Source organism: Mesoplasma grammopterae ATCC 49580 (genome assembly GCF_000701525.1).
GTDB lineage: Bacteria > Bacillota_I > Bacilli_A > Mycoplasmatales > Mycoplasmataceae > Mesoplasma > Mesoplasma grammopterae.
The window spans coordinates 36,707-55,128 of the sequence record NZ_JNJC01000001.1 but is presented as its reverse complement, the minus strand read 5'-3'; the positions used below and the strand labels follow the sequence as shown (position 1 = coordinate 55,128).

19 protein-coding genes and 1 tRNA gene are annotated in these 18,422 nt (G+C 27.4%); 18 read left to right on the top strand and 2 right to left on the bottom strand.

The genetic code is table 4. From position 1 onward, the window contains the following. The first annotated feature begins 20 nt into the window (after nucleotides 1-20). From T314_RS0100260 to T314_RS0100195, 14 genes are all read left to right on the top strand, one after another. Nucleotides 21-110, top strand: a tRNA-Ser gene (locus T314_RS0100260). Nucleotides 111-202: 92 nt separating this feature from the next. After that, nucleotides 203-829 (top strand): hypothetical protein, encoded by a 627-nt coding sequence (locus T314_RS0100255; protein WP_029511684.1) that lies wholly within the window; start codon nucleotides 203-205, stop codon nucleotides 827-829. 4 nt (nucleotides 830-833) lie between these two features. Next, entirely contained in the window at nucleotides 834-2,255 is a 1,422-nt protein-coding gene (gene proS, locus T314_RS0100250; RefSeq protein WP_029511683.1) for a proline--tRNA ligase, read from the top strand. Between the two features lie 25 nt (nucleotides 2,256-2,280). Next, nucleotides 2,281-2,901, top strand: coding sequence for a ribonuclease H1 domain-containing protein (locus tag T314_RS0100245; RefSeq protein WP_029511682.1), 621 nt, complete (start codon nucleotides 2,281-2,283; stop codon nucleotides 2,899-2,901). A 3-nt stretch (nucleotides 2,902-2,904) separates the two neighbouring features. Continuing rightward, complete coding sequence (locus tag T314_RS0100240) at nucleotides 2,905-3,834, top strand: alpha/beta fold hydrolase (RefSeq protein ID WP_029511681.1); 930 nt, start codon at nucleotides 2,905-2,907, stop codon at nucleotides 3,832-3,834. Nucleotides 3,835-3,851: 17 nt separating this feature from the next. Continuing rightward, entirely contained in the window at nucleotides 3,852-5,654 is a 1,803-nt protein-coding gene (lepA, locus tag T314_RS0100235) for a translation elongation factor 4 (RefSeq protein ID WP_029511680.1), read from the top strand. A 14-nt stretch (nucleotides 5,655-5,668) separates the two neighbouring features. Next, on the top strand, nucleotides 5,669-6,478 hold the full coding sequence (locus tag T314_RS0100230) for a hypothetical protein (RefSeq protein WP_029511679.1): 810 nt from the start codon (nucleotides 5,669-5,671) through the stop codon (nucleotides 6,476-6,478). A gap of 115 nt (nucleotides 6,479-6,593) precedes the next feature. Beyond that, a complete protein-coding gene (locus tag T314_RS0100225) occupies nucleotides 6,594-7,334 on the top strand; it encodes a hypothetical protein (protein ID WP_029511678.1) in 741 nt (246 codons plus the stop codon). Nucleotides 7,335-7,383: 49 nt separating this feature from the next. Beyond that, the gene (locus tag T314_RS0100220; protein ID WP_029511677.1) at nucleotides 7,384-7,908 is read left to right on the top strand and encodes an NUDIX hydrolase; all 525 of its coding nucleotides are present in this window, start codon (nucleotides 7,384-7,386) and stop codon (nucleotides 7,906-7,908) included. Further along, the gene (locus T314_RS0100215; protein WP_029511676.1) at nucleotides 7,898-8,326 is read left to right on the top strand and encodes an ASCH domain-containing protein; all 429 of its coding nucleotides are present in this window, start codon (nucleotides 7,898-7,900) and stop codon (nucleotides 8,324-8,326) included. Before T314_RS0100220 ends, T314_RS0100215 begins: the two co-directional genes overlap by 11 nt. Before the next feature lie 74 nt (nucleotides 8,327-8,400). Continuing rightward, nucleotides 8,401-9,216: a MurR/RpiR family transcriptional regulator gene (locus tag T314_RS0100210; RefSeq protein ID WP_029511675.1), complete on the top strand. Its 816-nt coding sequence runs from the start codon at nucleotides 8,401-8,403 to the stop codon at nucleotides 9,214-9,216. Nucleotides 9,217-9,305: 89 nt separating this feature from the next. Continuing rightward, nucleotides 9,306-10,928, top strand: coding sequence for a PTS transporter subunit EIIC (locus T314_RS0100205; protein WP_029511674.1), 1,623 nt, complete (start codon nucleotides 9,306-9,308; stop codon nucleotides 10,926-10,928). Then, a complete protein-coding gene (locus T314_RS0100200; RefSeq protein ID WP_029511673.1) occupies nucleotides 10,928-11,449 on the top strand; it encodes a protein-tyrosine phosphatase family protein in 522 nt (173 codons plus the stop codon). The genes T314_RS0100205 and T314_RS0100200 overlap by 1 nt, the downstream gene beginning before the upstream one ends. Continuing rightward, on the top strand, nucleotides 11,437-12,159 hold the full coding sequence (locus tag T314_RS0100195; RefSeq protein ID WP_029511672.1) for a hypothetical protein: 723 nt from the start codon (nucleotides 11,437-11,439) through the stop codon (nucleotides 12,157-12,159). Before T314_RS0100200 ends, T314_RS0100195 begins: the two co-directional genes overlap by 13 nt. A 240-nt stretch (nucleotides 12,160-12,399) precedes the next feature. Here the strand turns inward: T314_RS0100195 and typA are convergent, their stop codons facing one another. Next, nucleotides 12,400-14,238: a translational GTPase TypA gene (gene typA, locus T314_RS0100185; RefSeq protein ID WP_029511670.1), complete on the bottom strand. Its 1,839-nt coding sequence runs from the start codon at nucleotides 14,236-14,238 to the stop codon at nucleotides 12,400-12,402. 130 nt (nucleotides 14,239-14,368) lie between these two features. Between typA and eno the strand changes: the two genes are divergently transcribed. Beyond that, entirely contained in the window at nucleotides 14,369-15,730 is a 1,362-nt protein-coding gene (gene eno, locus T314_RS0100180; protein ID WP_029511669.1) for a phosphopyruvate hydratase, read from the top strand. A gap of 60 nt (nucleotides 15,731-15,790) precedes the next feature. On the opposite strand, the gene T314_RS0100175 is transcribed toward eno, so the two are convergent. Then, complete coding sequence (locus T314_RS0100175; protein ID WP_051612860.1) at nucleotides 15,791-16,195, bottom strand: cytidine deaminase family protein; 405 nt, start codon at nucleotides 16,193-16,195, stop codon at nucleotides 15,791-15,793. 73 nt (nucleotides 16,196-16,268) lie between these two features. Between T314_RS0100175 and T314_RS0100170 the strand changes: the two genes are divergently transcribed. From T314_RS0100170 to hpt, 3 genes are all read left to right on the top strand, one after another. After that, nucleotides 16,269-17,168: a phosphatase PAP2 family protein gene (locus T314_RS0100170; RefSeq protein WP_029511667.1), complete on the top strand. Its 900-nt coding sequence runs from the start codon at nucleotides 16,269-16,271 to the stop codon at nucleotides 17,166-17,168. Further along, nucleotides 17,161-17,589, top strand: coding sequence for a Holliday junction resolvase RuvX (gene ruvX, locus T314_RS0100165; RefSeq protein WP_029511666.1), 429 nt, complete (start codon nucleotides 17,161-17,163; stop codon nucleotides 17,587-17,589). The genes T314_RS0100170 and ruvX overlap by 8 nt, the downstream gene beginning before the upstream one ends. 75 nt (nucleotides 17,590-17,664) lie before the next feature. Next, complete coding sequence (gene hpt, locus T314_RS0100160; RefSeq protein ID WP_029511665.1) at nucleotides 17,665-18,234, top strand: hypoxanthine phosphoribosyltransferase; 570 nt, start codon at nucleotides 17,665-17,667, stop codon at nucleotides 18,232-18,234. Nucleotides 18,235-18,422: the final 188 nt, after the last annotated feature.

Sequence of the window (18,422 nt, the reverse complement as noted above, 5' to 3'; positions counted from 1 at the left end):
AATAATTAAGTGTAATTATTGGGTTAATACTCAAGTTGGTGAAGAGGACACCCTGCTAAGGTGTTAGGTCGGTTTCCGGCGCAAGAGTTCGAGTCTCTTTTAACCCGCCAGTAAAAACAACAAAGCTACCTTTAATAGGTGGCTTTTTTATATCAAAAATAGTTAAAAAATTATATAATATTATATAGTCTGGGGTGGTATAGTGAAATCAAAAGAAAAAAGAACTAAAAGCTCGTGAAAAGAAAAACTTTTGTTTTGAAGAGCTGATAAAGATGACATTTTAAATGAGAATGAATTAGATAACTTTTTTAAATCATTATTTGTTAATGCCGGTTCTGAAAAAGAGATTGTTCTAGACTTAATTAAAAAAAGAGGAATTAAAAGTTTTTTATTTTATACTGATGTTAGAAACATTGGTTATATTTTAAAAAATGGAATACAACCAACCCAAGAAATAGTTTTAAATAAAGATGAATCATATCATGTTTGAGGTTATAACCAAAAACAAGATTCAAGTAACTTAGACTTTGACATTTCATCAAGAGCACACTTTTGAAAATGATCAGCAGATGCAACAATTGATACAAGTAAGTTTTGTGTTATTGGAATTGATCCTGAAAAACTAGCAAAAACAACTACAAAGGATTGAATCTTTGATAGATCATTTGGAATGATTAACATTATTGAAACAATTCACTTTGACACAATCAAATGAATATTGATAAGAAACGAACAATATTATAGCTATGCTAATAACATTATCAAGGAATTAGGATTAGAAATAAAATTATATTTAAGTCATGATGGCTTAGTAAAAATAGGAGAGTAATAGAATGAAACAATTAGAGAAAATAACACCAAGAGATATTGATTTTTCACAATGATATACTGATACAGTTATTAATGCTAAATTAGCAAGCTATGGTCCAGTTAAAGGAACAATTATCTTTAGACCATATGGTTATGCAATTTGAGAATTAATTCAAAAATACTTGGATGCAAAATTCAAAGAACTTGAAGTACAAAATGTTTACTTCCCATTATTAATTCCACAATCATTATTTCAAAAAGAAAAAGACCACATTGAAGGTTTTTCACCTGAGATAGCAACTGTAACAAGAGTTGGAGATACTTTATTACCTGAACCATTATTCATTAGACCAACTAGTGAAGTGTTGATGGCAAATTTTTTCAAAAATGAAGTTAAATCATATCGTGACTTACCTTTAATCTTTAACCAATGAACTAATGTAATGCGTTGAGAAAAAACAACTAGACCATTTTTAAGAACAAGTGAATTCTTATGACAAGAAGGACACACTGTGCATTCAGAAAGAAAAGAAGCTTCTGATTTAACTTTAAAAATATTAGACACATATACTGAGTTTGCTCAAAATGCATTATTGTTACCTGTAATCCCAGGTAAGAAAACTGAAAAAGAAAAATTTGCAGGAGCTGATTCAACATATACTATTGAATCATTAATGCATGATGGTCAGGCATTACAATGTGGTACATCTCATTACTTTGCAGATAACTTCTCTAAACCATATGAAATTAAATTCCAAAATAAAGAAGGTAAATTAGAGCATGCTTATTCAACAAGTTGAGGAGTTTCAACAAGATTAATTGGTGCTATTATTATGACTCACTCTGATGACAATGGTTTAGTACTTCCATCAATGGTTTCACCAGTTCAAGTTAGATTAATTCAAATAAAAGAGACTGATGAAGTTATTAAGGTAACAGAAGATATTAAAGAAGCATTAAAAAATAAATATCGTGTTGACATTGATAAAACAGATAAATCATTTGGATTTAAAATAAGTGAAGCTGAAATCAAAGGGATTCCTTTAAGAATAGAAATAGGACCAAGAGATTTACAAAATAATCAAGTAACTATTTCAAGAAGAGATACAAGAGAAAAAATTCAAGTTAATGTAAATGAAGTTACAAACACAGTAGATCAAATGATCAATGAATATGATGCTAATTTATATGCTAAGGCTTTAAAAAACCGTGAAGAAAGAACTTCAAAGGCTAACTCAATTGAAGAATACAAAAACATACTAGCTCAAAACCAAGGTTTTGTATTAGTTCCATTCTGTGGTGAAATTGAATGTGAAGATGATGTTAAAAAACAAACATCTACAAATTCACGTTGTATTCCATTTGAACAAGATAACAAAACTGAAAAATGTTTTAACTGTAACAAAGATACAACATTAAAAGTTTATTTTGCAAGAGCTTATTAATTAATAGAAGCAAGGAGGTTTAGAAATGAAATATTACGCTGTTAAACAAGGAAGAAATATTGGCGTATATGAAACTTGAGAAGAATGCAAAACTCAAGTTGAAGGATATACTAATGCTATTTATAAATCTTTTTCAAGCAAAGCAGATGCTGAAGCCTTTATTAAGGGCGCACAAACATTATCTAAACCTAAACAAATAATCAAAATAGAAGAAAATGCTGCAGTTGCATATAGTGATGGTAGTTTTATTAAAGACAATAATACTTATTCATATGGTGCAGTTGTAATGTGACAAAATAAAGAGTTTCATTTTTCAAAAAGATATCGTGATGATGAATTAAAGTCAATGTGAAATGTAAGTGGAGAACTACAAGGAGCAAAAAGGGTGATGTTATTCGCATATGCTAATAACATTAAGAAATTATATTTATATCATGATTATGAAGGCATTGCTAAGTGAGCAAACCATGAATGAAAAGCAAAATCTGATGAAGGTAATGAATATATTAAATATGTTGATCAAATCAGAACAAAAGTAGAAATAGAATTTATTTGAGTAAAAGGTCATAGTAATGATTATTACAATGATTTAGCTGATCAATTGGCAGCTAATGCAACATTTGAAGAATACGTTAAGGAGGTTTAAAACATGAGAAAATTTCAATTACAAATGATTGATGGAAAAGAATTAATTAATTTTGAATGAAAAACTTCTAAAAAACCTATTGCCGTTATTCAAGTTGTACCTAACTTTGATGAACATATGGAAATGTATGATAAATTTGCCAAAATCATGAAAGAACATAACATTTTAGTTGTGGGAACTGATTTAAGAGGAATTGGTGAAAGTAGAGATGAAACTGATGGTTCAAATATTATTTTTGATAAAAAACAAGGTTGAAGTAAATTAGTTGAAGATGTCAAAAATATAAATACATGAATTAAAAGATACCATTCAGACTTACCCATTTTTGTAATGGGGCAAGGATTAGGTGGAAATTTAGCTAGAGCGTTCTCAATTAAATACTCAGAAGAAATGGCTGGACTAATTCTAATTAATACACGTGATTACAATTATTACATTTCAAATATATTTTTAAAATATATGAATTTGAATCAAATGATTTTTAATGTAAGAAATGATGCAAAATTCCTTAATAACATTAGAGCAAAGAGAATGAATAAGAGACATAATCAATTATTAAAATTTGATAACCAATGATTATCAAGTGATTGAAAATTTGTAGAGAAATATAATAATGATCCTTTATGTAATTTAAAACTTAGTTGGTCAGCTTTTAAAGATATTGCTGTTGGTAATAATTTCATTTCTAAAAATTCAAATAATGAATTTATAACTAAAGACTTACCAATATTAATTCAAAGTGGTGGATTAGATAACTATACAAAAATGGGTAAAGATTCACAAAAGCTATTTTATAGATTTACAAAGTTAGGTTTAGATACTGACTTTAAAATTTATCAAAACTTAAAAAATAAATTATTAGAAGAAGAAGTTAACGAAGTTGTTATTGATGATATTGTAAAATTCATTGATAAATACAAAGAAAATTATTAATTGTAGAAAGAGAAAACATGGATAAATCAAAAATTAGGAATTTTAGTATTATTGCTCATATTGATCACGGTAAGTCAACTTTGGCTGACCGTATTTTAGAGTTAACTAATACTGTAACAAAACGTGAAATGCAAGAACAACTTCTTGATTCAATGGATATTGAGAGAGAACGTGGAATCACAATTAAACTAAACTCTGTTCAACTGTATTACAAAGCAAAAGATGGGCAAGAATATACTTTCCACTTAATTGATACTCCTGGTCATGTTGACTTTGCATATGAAGTATCAAGAAGTTTAGCAGCTTGTGAAGGAGCAATACTTGTTGTTGATGCAACTCAAGGTATTGAAGCACAAACACTTGCTAACGTTTATTTAGCCATTGAAAATAATTTAGAAATTATCCCTGTTATTAACAAAGTTGATTTACCAAGTGCAGATCCAGAAAGAGTAAAAGAAGAAATTGAAAATACAATTGGAATTGATTGTAGTGATGCTCCATTAATTAGTGCTAAAACAGGTTTAAACGTAGAAGATGTTTTAGAAGCTATTGTTGATAAAATACCAGCACCATATGATGCAGACGATGCAAAACCACTAAGAGCTTTAATTTTTGATAGTTACTATGACAAATATTTAGGTGTTGTTATGTCAATTAGAGTAAGAGAAGGTTCTATTAAAGTTGGAGATAGAATTAAACTTATGGCAAATGGCAGCAGTTATGAAGTTACAGAATTAGGAGTTAAAAATCCTAAGATAGTTAAAAAAGATCAATTAAGTGCTGGAGAAGTAGGATGAGTAGCTGCTTCAATTAAAACTATTAAAGACATTAATGTTGGAGATACTATAACAACAGTTACTAATTCAGCTTTACATCCTCTTGATGGATATAAAAAACTAAAACCAATGGTTTATTGTGGTATCTATCCAATTGATACAAATCAATATCAAGATTTTAAAGAAGCTTTGGAAAAAATGGAATTATCAGATTCATCATTAGTTTACGAACCAGAAACTTCACAAGCATTAGGTTTTGGTTTTAGAGTTGGTTTCTTAGGTTTATTACACATGGAAGTTGTACAAGAAAGATTGGAAAGAGAATACAATCTAAACTTAATCGCAACAGCACCATCTGTAATTTATAAAATTCATTTAACTGATGGAACAATGATTGAAATTGATAACCCTGCAAAGTTACCTGATCCACAAAAGATCAAGTTTATGGAAGAACCATTTGTTAATGTAAAAATCATGACACCAAAAGAATCAGTTGGTGATTTAATGAGTTTATGTCAAAACAAACTAGGAACTTATAAGGACTTACAAGTTGTTGATGATAATCGTATGATGTTAGTTTATGACATGCCATTAGCTGAAATTATTTTTGATTTCTTCAATAAATTAAAATCTATTTCAAAAGGGTATGCTTCATTTGAATATGAAATGATTGGGTATCAAGAATCTCAATTAGTTAAAATGGATATTTTATTAAATGGAGACATGGTTGATGCATTCTCAATGATAGTAAATAAACACTTTGCATATCAAAGAGGGGCTGCTTTAACTAAAAAACTTAAAGAATTAATTCCTCGTCAAAACTTTGAGGTTCCTGTTCAAGCAACTATTGGGAATAAAGTTTTAGCTCGTGAAACAATTAAAGCATATCGTAAAGATGTAACTTGAAAACTTCATGCAGCTGATAAATCAAGACGTAAAAAACTTCTTAATAAACAAAAAGAAGGTAAAAAGAAAATGAAAGAAATCGGAAGTGTTGAAGTACCACAAGAAGCATTCATTGCAGTATTAAAACTTGATGATTAGAAAGGTTTAATAACATGACAAAATTCAAATATGATGATTGATTAATGCAATTTATTAATGATGATTGATATATACAAATTAACACATCAGAAAATAACATTATTTTTGATGAAGTTATTCAATTACATGAAAAATGATTAGATTCTCAAGATTATCATAATTTTATTAAAGAAAATGAAGAAAAACTTGCTATTGATAACTTACCTGGTTTTTTAGAAAACGAAGAAGTTTGCAAAACTGATGAATATATTAAATCCTTCATTAGTGGTGTTTTTCATTTAAGAATTGATGGATTATACAATATAGCTTCAGATTATGTAAATGCTTTTAACGAAATTAGTCAACATTCATTTAACGCAGTTGATGAAAGCGGAATTGATGTGGCGATTAATAAAGCATTTTTAGAATTATCAGAAAAATACTATGAAGAATTAATTACAATAGTCAGAAACACTGAAGTTCCAGATGAATTTAAATATTGTTGAAGAGATCTACTTGAATTAGTAAAAAGATTTAACAGTTATGAATCAAGAGAAGATAAGCTAGATGTAGCTTATCAATTGCTTGATTATCTAACTACAACAATTGATGGCTTTGATGATTTATCAATTGATTTAACCGATGAAATGATTGAAAGTTCAAATGATTTCATAGCTTTATTAATTAAATTTGAAATAATTTTTGATAGATTAATTTTATTAAAAGAACATATTGAATATCAATATGTAGAACAAAAAGGTTTACCTGATAATTTCTACAGAATGAATATTTTAGATAGATATAAAGAAATTGAAACATTCAAAATCATGAACGAAGAAGATTAAAAACAGACAAATTCTTAAAATTTGTCTGTTTTTTTACATGCTTTAAAAAAAAAAAAAAAAAAACAATACAATTTAACTTGTAGGCTTTTTTGGCCTTGTTAAATTAAGGAAATATATGAAGAATAGAATAAAATTAACATTTTTACTTTTTATTGCAATAGTACCTATCTTTTGTGTAGGTATTGATTTACTTATGTCTGTTATTCAAGCTGACCCAGGATCTGGTGGTGCGCTTACTTTTGATGAATCAATTATTAATCAAGTTATATACTTTTCAGTTTGAACTACATTAATAACATCTTTTTGAGGAATAGCTGCTGTATTAAATTATTTTAGAAAGAATAGTAAGAAAATAGCTTGAGCAGAATCTGATAATGTAATGACAATGGTTGTATCATATCAAATAGTTGTGTTTTTAATTTATACATTTACTTTTATCGCTGCTAGAGATGGTATAGTTGGTTTTAGTACATGATATAAAGTATTAAAGTCAGTTCTTGAACATTGAATTTTGCCTTTTGTAGTAATTGGTTATTATATTTTAAGAGAAAGAGAGTCAACTTTAATATCAAACGAATTTATGAAGAAAAAAGCTTGAATAAATTGTGTTATTCCTTTTGCTTATATATTTTTCATTTCTATTAGAGGATTAATGATTGTTAAATTTTCTGATAAAGCTGATTGATTTACACCATTTCCATATTCACAATTGGACCCAACAGATCAACCCGTTTATTTATGATTACCTGGAATGATTTCTTTCATTGCATTATTTTACTTTGTTAGTTCACTAGTAAACTTTACATCTATAAAATTAAACAATAAAATAAGTATTAAATATAAGTTTGTAAGATAACCCAATAGGGATATTTTTTGTTATCATTTTATTAATTAAAGGGGCGCGTATGGAAATTTTAGATTTATATGACATATTAGGTAATAAAACTGATCAAACAATGATAAGAGGGACTAAACCTCCAAAAGGTTTTTATAGAAGAAAAATAACTATTGGAATTTTTAATAATAAAGAAGAAATGTTAATTCAAAAAGTTTCTAAGGAAAGAAAGTATTGAACTGGAATGTGAACACCATCAGTTAGTGGTTCTGTTTCAACTGGTGAAAATAGCCAATCAACAGCAGCAAGAGAAGCAAAAGAAGAGTTAGGATTGGAAATAGATTTTTCAAATATCAGACCATCATTTACAATTAATTTTACTGAAGGATTTGATGATTTTTATTTAATTAAAAAAGAAGTAGAAATTGAAAAACTAATTTTACAAAAAGAAGAAGTTGAAGAAGTAAAATGAGCAACAAAACAAGAAATAATTGATATGATTAAAACTGGTGAATTTTTGCCATTTCATTTCGAAATTATTGATTTGATGTTTTTATTGAAAGATGAACGAGGTTCATATAAGTTTGATAAATAATATGGATTTAATTTTATCAATGAAAAAAGAGTATTTTGATTTAATTAAAAGTGGAAAGAAAAAATACGAATATAGATTCAAAATGCCAGAATTAAATATTAATGACAAACTTTATTTATACATAGCAAAAAGTAAAGCCGGGATTTATGGTTACATTAAGATAAAAGATGTTAAATGAATGAGTAAAGATGAAGCTTGCACATTTTATTCTAATCAATTAAAAGATAAAAAAGCAGCATACCAAATAATGAAAGAATGAATAAGTCATAGAGGTGGTTGTTTTGTATTAACAATATCTGAATTTAAGGAATTTGAAAATTATATACCTTATAAAGAATTAAAAGATAATTATAATTTTAATGCCCCACAAAACTACAATTATGTAAAAAATGAATACGAAAACTTTTTAAAAAATTAAAAGTTAAAAAATATATCCTAATTAATTATTAAGCTAATTTATTTTTTAAGTTAATATAAAAATGAGGTAAAAAAATGAATATCATAGAAAAAATAAATCAAAATAGACAATTCTTATCTCCTCAAGAGGGAAAAGTGTGTGATTTTATATTTGATAATTTAGCTGACTACAGAGATTTTTCAGTTAAGGTCATAGCAAAAAAAGCTAACGTCAAAGAATCTGTTGTAACAAAGACTTTAATCAAACTTCAAATTGGTGGTTTAAAACAGTTGAGAGAAAGTTTAGATAAAACTTATAATTATTTTAAAAATGAGTCTAATGAATACTCAAATTTATTAATTGAAGAATTTGAAAATAAAATAATTACTAGTTTTTCTCAAGTCAAAAATTTTATAGATAATAACGCAATAGAACTCATAGCAAAAGAAATAGTCAAAAGTCAAAAAATAATTTTGTTTTGTACAGGTAAAACCAAAACACTTATTGACTTTATGTTTTTTCAACTTTTAGAAATGGGATTCAATGTGGATATTTTTTCTTCGCCATATGATAGTAAAGCATATGATGTAGCAGATTCTGTTGTCTTAGCAATTTCTATATCAGGTAGAAACAGTAAAATTAATAGATATTTAAATTTAATAAAAAATAGAAATCCAAGAATGATTTTAGCAATAACATCTTCACCAATTTTTAATTCTGATGTAGAAGTTGATTACCATTTGCATGGAAATGAAAATAATTTCTTTTTAAATGACAATAGGGCTAATCCATTTATGGAAAAATATAAAATTCAATACATAGTAGTTCTTTTAATACTATCTATTATAAATAATGCAGATTTAGAGAAAATTAAATTTCAAGAGAAAATACAAACAAAAAACTTAATTTAACAAAATTTACTTTTTTTGTTAAAAATATAAAAAATGAAAATATTTTGCGGTCAAAATTAAAAATATAATTAATTTTGAGGAGGTAAAATATGAAAAAAATAAATTTTAAAACTTCACTTTCTAGGTTTAGAGCATCTTTAGAGAGTTTTGGTAGAGCTATATTAGTTCCAGTTACTGTTATCCCTTTGTTGGCTTTAATAGGTAGTATTGGATACGCTGGTCAAGCTATAGCAACACAAGCCGGAACTTATGAAGGTGGAGTTAAGATTGCATTTGATGCTATTAAAAATATAGGTATGATTGCAATTTCAAACATAGACTTTTTAGTTGCCATTGGATTAGCTGCTGGTTTAGCAAAATCAGAAAAAGTTTCTGCTGCTTTATCTGGATTAATGGCTTATGCAGCCTTGCACTTTGCAGCAAACTTAATGCTTCAAGTTGTTTATCCAGAAATGCTTAAAGACGCAAAAGAATATGGTTTAATAACAAGATTTGGAGTTGTATCATTCCAATATAGTGCGTTTGGGGGAATGGTTGCTGGTCTATTAGGATTTTATATTCATAAAAAAACATATAAACTAAAATTCCCAGAATTCTTATCATTCTTTGGTGGACCAAGATTTTCACCAGTAGCTTCTACATTAGTTGCTTGAGTTGTCGGTATGCCATTAGGTATATTGTGAATATACATATCACAAGGTTTAAAAGCAATTGGTGATTCATGACAGTACATGGGAGCAGGCGCACCATTACTATATGGAATGGCAAATAGAGCATTAATTCCATTTGGTTTACACCAAGTAATTAATTATTTCTTATACTATACTTCAGTTGGTGCTACTTGAATTTCTCCAACTGGTGAAAAAATTGAAGGTATTTATAACATAGCTATTGCCAAATTAGGTTTTGGTGAATTTATATATGCTAAAGACACATGAATTGTTAACGGAACTTTCCCAACAAATATCTTTAGCTTAACAGGTGCATCATTAGCTATGTACTTCTGTATTCCAAAAGAGAATAGAAAAGTTGCTGGTGGTGCAATTATATCAGCATTATTAGCTTCACTTCTAGCAGGAACAACAGAACCAATTGAATTCACATTCTTATTTACAGCACCATTATTATATGTTTTACACGTTATCTTTACAGGAATAACATATATGACAATGTACCTATTAAACTTTGCTCAGGTTTCAACTAGAGGAAGTGGATTAATTACATGATTAGCTGTAGATGCATTGAACTGAAATAATATTCAAAATGTTTGAGGATTATTTATTGTTGGTCCAATCATGGGAGCTGTATACTTCTTTAGTTTCTATTTCTTGATTCAGAAAAAGGATTACAAAACACCAGGAAGAGATGGTGAAGTTGCAATTATTGGTAAAGCCTTAGCTGAAAATAAACAAGAAAAAATTGTTGCAAAATATAAAAAAGCAGCAAAAGGTAAAAAAGAAGAATATGATGATGAATTTATCAATAACATAATTGAAGGTTGTGGTGGAAAAAACAATATCAAAGTTATGGCAAATTGCATAACAAGATTAAGAGTTACACTACATGATAAAACAAAATTTGATAAATCAATAGTTGATAAAACAAGTCCATATGGTTATGCTGAAGTTGGAGAACAAATTCAAATAATATATGGCCCACGTGTTACAAATATTGCAACAATTGTAAGAGAAAAATTAGGAGTTGAAAACTAATGCCTATAGAAAAAATAAAAGAAAAAATTTTTTTGGGGGATCAATTTTCAAAAAATAGTATAAATGCTGATAAAGAATTAAAAATGAGTAATATTTATTTTAATATTTTGAACAATCAACAAGAAAAAATAATATATCAAAATAAAAATTTTGTAATGACTGAAAATAAGATGGGTATAAACATATTAGATTCTCATGATCCATCAGATTTTAGTAACTCTCTTTTTGCCCCAGCAATAAAGTATTTGAATGAAAAGAAAAAAGATGAAATAATTTATACTCATTGTCAATTAGGCGTAAGTAGAAGTGCTTCAACAATATTTATATTTTTAGTTATTAATAATGATATTGATAATAATTTAAAATTTGAAGAAGCAATTAAATTTTATGTTTCTAAAATATATCCTTACATGAAAGTTAATTATGGAGTTTTTAGTTTTTTAAAAGAGAATTATCCTTTCAGAGAAATAAAAACTTTAGCTGAAAAAAGTTGAGAGGAATTAGAAAAATGCATTATATAGATATTGATTGAAACTTAATAAATATTTGAGAAAATAAAAAAATAATCAAATCAGAAAAATCTATTGTATTGCGTGACTTAACTTCTGAGGAAATGATTAATTATGGACAATCTGCAATTGAGGAAATGAGTAAACCTATTAATGTAATTGCTATAAATTGCATAGAGAATAGAAAAATTAATTCAATTAAAGACTTTAATATAAGGTTAAAAAAAATATTAGATGATAATGAAATAAATGAATATAAATTTGTTGATAGATATAATGCAAATGAGTTAATTGAGTTTAACAAAATTGATGAATTAGATTTTTTGAAAGAAATATCTGATGATAATAATTATTATGTCGAATTAAGAAACGATGAAATTGTTGTTTTTGATAATATAAAAAACAAAGTAAACACTATTAAAAAAGGTATGCTTTATATACAAAATGCAATAAACAGTATTTTTTACTTAAATCATAATGCAACCCTTAATACAAAAAAAACATTAGAATTAATTTGTGAATTAAATAAAAATAATTATATTAATGAAGTTATCTGCAGATCATATGATGATGGAAAAGATCAAACAATAAAGATTGAAAGCATAGATATATTTAAAAATATATTTAATGAAATATTTTCAGACATAAAAAACTTAACCCATAATTCTCAAAACATAAAGTATGATAAAAAATTTAAGGAGGTATTTAGTTTTGTTAGTTAGCGTTATAATCAGTTCAATAATATCAATAGTATTATTTGCATTAGCAATAGGTAGATATATTTTTCATAAGAAAAAATATAGTAAAAACTTTCACACTTCAAAAAATTTTAAGGCATATTTTTCAAGTATGCTTTGCATTATATTTTTTGCAGCAGGTATAATGGTGTTACTGTTTGGTGTTATTAGCCCTATTATGTAGACATAAAAAAATGAACTCAGAATCTTGAGTTCATTTTTATTTTAATCAAAAACTTTTTTATTATCGTTTCTGTGTTGACGTCTTTCAGTATTTGATAATCATCTTTTTCTTAAACGAATATCATCTGGTGTAACTTCAACTAATTCATCTCATTCGATGTATTCTAATGCTTCTTCTAGAGTCATTAATTTAGGTGGAGTTAATTTAACTGAGTCATCACTACCACTAGCACGAGTGTTAGTTAACTTTTTACCAGTAGTTGGGTTAACTTCTAAGTCATTATCTCTTGAGTGTTGTCCAACGATCATTCCATCATAAACTTCAATTTGAGGTCCTACAAATAAAATTCCACGTTCTTCTAAGTTATTTAAAGCGTAAGGTAGTGTTTTACCTGAAGCCATTGAAATAAGAACTCCGTTTTTACGTGATTCAATTTCACCTTTGTATGGTTCAAATCCATTTGAACTTCTAACCATTATTCCTTCACCATGAGTATCATTAGTAAATTCACTTCTAAATCCAATTAAAGCTCTTAATGGGATGTTGTAAACAATTTTATCTCTAACTCCATCAGAATCCATATCTGTCATTAAACCTTTACGTTGGTTTAATTTATTAATAACAGTTCCTGAATATTCAGTAGGAATGTTTAAGATAACTCTTTCCATAGGCTCTAATAATGTTCCATTATCACCTTTTCTAAAAATTACCTCAGGTTTAGAAATAGCTAATTCAAAACCTTCTCTTCTCATTTGTTCAATTAAAACAGATAAGTGAAGTTCTCCACGTCCTAAAACTTTGAATCCTTCAATAGTTGGGTTATCTAATGGTTCAACTTTTAAACCAACGTTTACTTCTAATTCTTTTTCTAAACGTTCTTTAATGTTTCTTGAAGTAACAAATTTACCAACTTTACCAGCAAAAGGAGAAGTGTTAACTAAGAAGTTCATACTCATTGTAGGTTCTTCAATTGTAATTGGTTCCATTGGATTAATATTGTTTAATTCATTAATAGTATCTCCAATTGAAATATGTTCAATACCAGCGAATGTAATAATATCTCCAGCAAATGCTTCTTTAACAGCAACTTTGCTTAATCCTTGGTAAACTGTTAATTTAGAAATTTTGGCTTGTTTAACTTCACCATCATTTTTAACAACACTAACTGTTTGACCTTCAGCAATTTTACCTTCAAAGATTCTTCCAATTCCTAATCTTCCAATAAATGAATCATAAGCTAATGAACTAACTTGCATTTTTAATGGTTTTTCAGCTAATTCAATTGGGTATGTTCCAACTTGTTCAATAATAGTATCAAACATTGGTGAAAGATTAACTCCTTGATCACTTAAGTTTAATTGAGCAATTCCTTCACGAGCAATACCATATAATGTTTTAAATTCTAATTGTTCATCAGTTGCATCTAATTCCATGAATAACTCTAATACTTCTTCAACAACTTCTTCAGCTCTTTGATCTTTTTTATCAATTTTATTAATCATTAAGATTGGGTTCAATCCTAATTCTAATGCTTTAGATAAAACAAAACGTGTTTGAGGCATTGGTCCTTCACTTGAGTCAACTAATAAAATAACAGTATCAACAGTTTTCATAATACGTTCAACTTCACTTGAGAAGTCGGCGTGACCTGGAGTATCCACGATGTTAATTTTTGTTCCTTTGTACTCAATAGCACAGTTTTTTGAATAGATGGTAATCCCACGTTCTCTTTCTTGATCGTTTGAATCCATGATTTGTTCTACAACTTCTTGGTTATCTCTAAAAGCTCCACCTTGTTTTAAAAGTGCATCAACCAATGTTGATTTACCTGCATCAACGTGAGCAATAACCGCAATGTTAATAATTTTTTGATTTGACATTTATTTCTCCTTTTTTATATAACTTTTAAATGATATCACATTTTAAGAGATAATTTCTATTTAATTTTTTTTAAAAAGAGAATATAATATAGGAGTTAAATACATAATTTAAATAAAGAGAGGAAATTATATGTCAAGAATTGAGAAAATTATTGCACGTGAAGTATTAGACTCACGTGGAACTCCAACTGTTGAAGTTGAATTATGAACTGAATTTGGTGGTTATGGAATTGCTAAAGCACCATCAGGAGCATCAACTGGAGAAAACGAAGCTTTAGAACTAAGAGATGGAGATAAAGCACGTTACAGCGGTAAAGGTGTTTTAAAAGCAGTTGCCAATGTAAACGATAAAATTGCACCAGCTTTAATTGGACACGATGTTCAAGACCAATTAGGTTTAGACAGAGTAATGATTAAATTAGACGGAACTGAATTTAAGAAAAAATTAGGAGCAAACGGTATGTTAGCTGTTTCATTAGCTGCAGCTCACGCAGCAGCAAGTGAATTAGAAGTTCCTTTATACAGATACATTGGTGGAGTTCAAGCAAAACGTTTACCTGTTCCAATGTTAAATGTTATTAATGGTGGAGAACATGCTGATTCAGCAATCGATTTCCAAGAATTCATGATTATGCCAGTTGGAGCACCAACATTTAAAGAAGCATTAAGATGATCATCAGAAACTTTCCAAGCATTAAAATCATTATTACATGATAAAGGTGATATTACTGCTGTTGGAGACGAAGGTGGATTTGCACCTCACTTCTCATGAGCATATGCTAAACAAGACTTAGCTTCATTTAAAGCTAAAACACCTGCTGAAATTGCATTAGACTTATTAGTTGAAGCTATTACAAAAGCTGGTTACAAAGTTGGTAAAGATGGAATCATGATCGCAATGGACTGTGCTTCATCAGAATTATACTTTGAAGACAAAAAATACCACTTCAAAAAAATTGAAAAAGTTACTGGTCAAGAATGAGCATTCACTACAGAAGAAATGATTGTTTACTTAGAAAAATTAGTAAACAACTACCCAATTATTTCAATCGAAGATGGATTAAGTGAAAAAGACTGAGATGGATTCGTTCAATTAACTGAAAAAATTGGAGACAGAGTTCAAATCGTTGGAGATGACTTATTTACAACAAACCCAAGATTTATTAAAGAAGGAATCAGCAAAGATGCTGCTAACTCAACTTTAATTAAATTAAACCAAATTGGAACTTTATCAGAAACTGTTGAAGCTATTACTATGACTCAAAAAGCTGGTTGAACTGCAGTTGTTTCACACCGTTCAGGAGAAACAGAAGACGCAACAATCGCTGACTTAGCTGTAGCATTTAACGCAGGTCAAATCAAAACAGGATCAATGTCACGTTCAGATAGAATTGCAAAATACAACAGATTATTACAAATCGAAGACCAATTAGGTGAAGATGCAATCTACGATGGATATGCAACATTTTATAACTTAAAAATTAATAAATAATTTTAAATAATTATTCAAACTAAGCTTTAAGCTTAGTTTTTTTATATTAAAAAAATGGAATTAATATTTTTCCATTTTTTCTTTATCTTGTCAGTTTTTAATCATTAACTGATTTAAATTTAATGTTTGATTTTTTGAAATATAAAATTGCGTATTTTTGTTATTAGGATTTATTAACTTAATCAATTCTAAGCATGCACCACATGGAGGATAAATATATCCATTTCTACCTATAGTTAAAATTGTTTTAATTTCAGTTTCATTATTCTTAATCATTTGAAAAGCAGCAGATCTTTCAGCGCATGTTCCTAAAGCACAATCCATAACAACACAAACACCTGTGTAAATATTATTATCTTTTGTTACTAATACTGATGCAACAGCACCTGCTGTCACTTTATCAGACTCAAATTTTCTTGCATAAACTTCTTTTTTAACAATTTCTAATAATTTATCATAATTCATATAAATACCTCTTGGATTTATATTTTAACATTACTTAAATTAAAAAAGAAATAATTTAAGTATAATTAATTGTATGAAACTACTTATAGACAAAGAAAAATTTAAAAAACCATACTTATATGTTTTTTTATCAATAGGAATAGTATTGTTTACCATTTTTATGGTGGGAACTTTTTTAGATGCTCAAATAGCTGAAAATATTTATAAAGAAAATTCTTGATTTGGATATGCTTTTGATAAATTCGGACAACTTACATTCTTAATACCAGTCAATTTTTGTATTGTTGGTATATTTATTTACTTAACAAGAATGAAAAAAGACTGAGCTTTACATTTATTCATGTTTAAAACTATTTATTACACATTAATATATGCCGGTACTATTATTTATTTATTTGCTCCATTAATCTCAAAAGAAGAAAAACACATTCACGAACTTAGTGTAGATATTTTTAATAGTTTAGTTTTTGTTTCATTGTTTATAGCAACAAATGTATTTTATAAATTAAACCCAACTTTTGTAGAACAAAGAAATTTTTTATTAAAAGCAGGTTTAGTAATTGTATATATAATTACAATTTCACTAACAACAGAATTATTAAAAAATATTTTTTCAAGACCAAGACCAATAAGTTCAGTTATTAATGGTACTTATGAATATAGAGAATGATGAAATATAACTTATGCTTTTGGATTTGGTAAAAATAAATCTTTCCCATCTGGTCACACAACAAGCGCTATAACATTTTTGGGTGTAGCTTTATTATTTAATAAAGATACATTATATTATTATGGTGTATTAGCTATTGCTTTCTTATTTGCAGCTTTAGTAGGTAGTTCGAGAATGGTTTTAGCAAAACACTTTTTAACAGATATTACATTTGCATGTATTATGGCTTTTACTTGATTTTTAGTATTCGAAAATGTCTTTTTAAAAATGCTAAATAAAAAGCTTGGAGGAGATTATGAGTAATATTCTAGGACTTGATGTTGGGAGTAAAACAATAGGTTTAGCTTCTTCAACAGGTAACGTAGCAAAGAAAGAAATTAACTTAAAATTTGAAGAATGAAACTTTGAAGAAGGAGTTAGTTTATTAACTGAATTTATAAAAGATAAATCTTTTGATACATTTGTTTTTGGTTATCCTAAAAACATGAATGGAACAATTGGTGAAAGAGCTGAAATGGTTGATTATTTTATTGAAGGATTTATGGTTTATAATCCAGAAATTAAAGAAGAACAAATAATTAGAATAGATGAAAGAAGAACTACTAAAATGGCTAAATCAATTATGATCGAAGCTGGGTTATCTCGTCAAAAACAAAAAGAAAATAAAGATACACTAGCTGCACAGTTGATTTTAGAAACATATTTAGAAAAAATTAAGAAATAATTGTTAATACCTATTGATTAAGAAATTAATAATAGGTATTATTTTTATATTATAAAAATTAAACAAAGGAGCACAATGAAATTACACCCGTTAGTAAAAAACGTATTATTTACTGAAGAACAAATAAAAGAAAGAACAATTGAAGTAGCAAAAGAAATTAAAGCATTTTATGAACAAAATGATAAAGAAGACCAATCATTATTGGTTATAGGATTATTAAAAGGGTGTATTCCTTTTTATCAAACATTTTGTATGAATTTTGACTTTTTAATTGATATGGATTTTATGGTTGTAAGTTCATATTTGGGTGGAACAAAAAGTTCAGGAGAACCCAAAATTAACTTAGATGTTAATATGTCTGTTAAAGATCGCAATATATTAATAGTTGAAGATATTGTTGAATCTGGTTTAACATTAGAATTTGTACAAAACTACTTATTAAACAAAGGTGCTAAATCAGTTAAAATTTTAACTATGTTAGATAAACCAACTGAACGCAAAGTAGATATTGAACCAGATTGAACATGTTTCTCAATTGCAAAATACTTTGTAATAGGTTATGGTTTAGACTATCAAGAAAAATTAAGAAACTTACCTTATGTAGCTGTTTGTGATACTGACAAATTAGCTGATTGAAAATGATAAAATATTTATTAAACTATATATAAATAATATTAAAGAAAGCATAAATGCTTTCTTTTTTGTTTTTTTAAACTTATTGGCTGATTAAGATTTAAGTGTTTTTTTAACAAAATTCATGAAAGACTTGTTTTTTTTTTTTTTTTGTGACAATTAACTCATGGTTTGAAAAGTGAAACTTAAAAATCAAATCA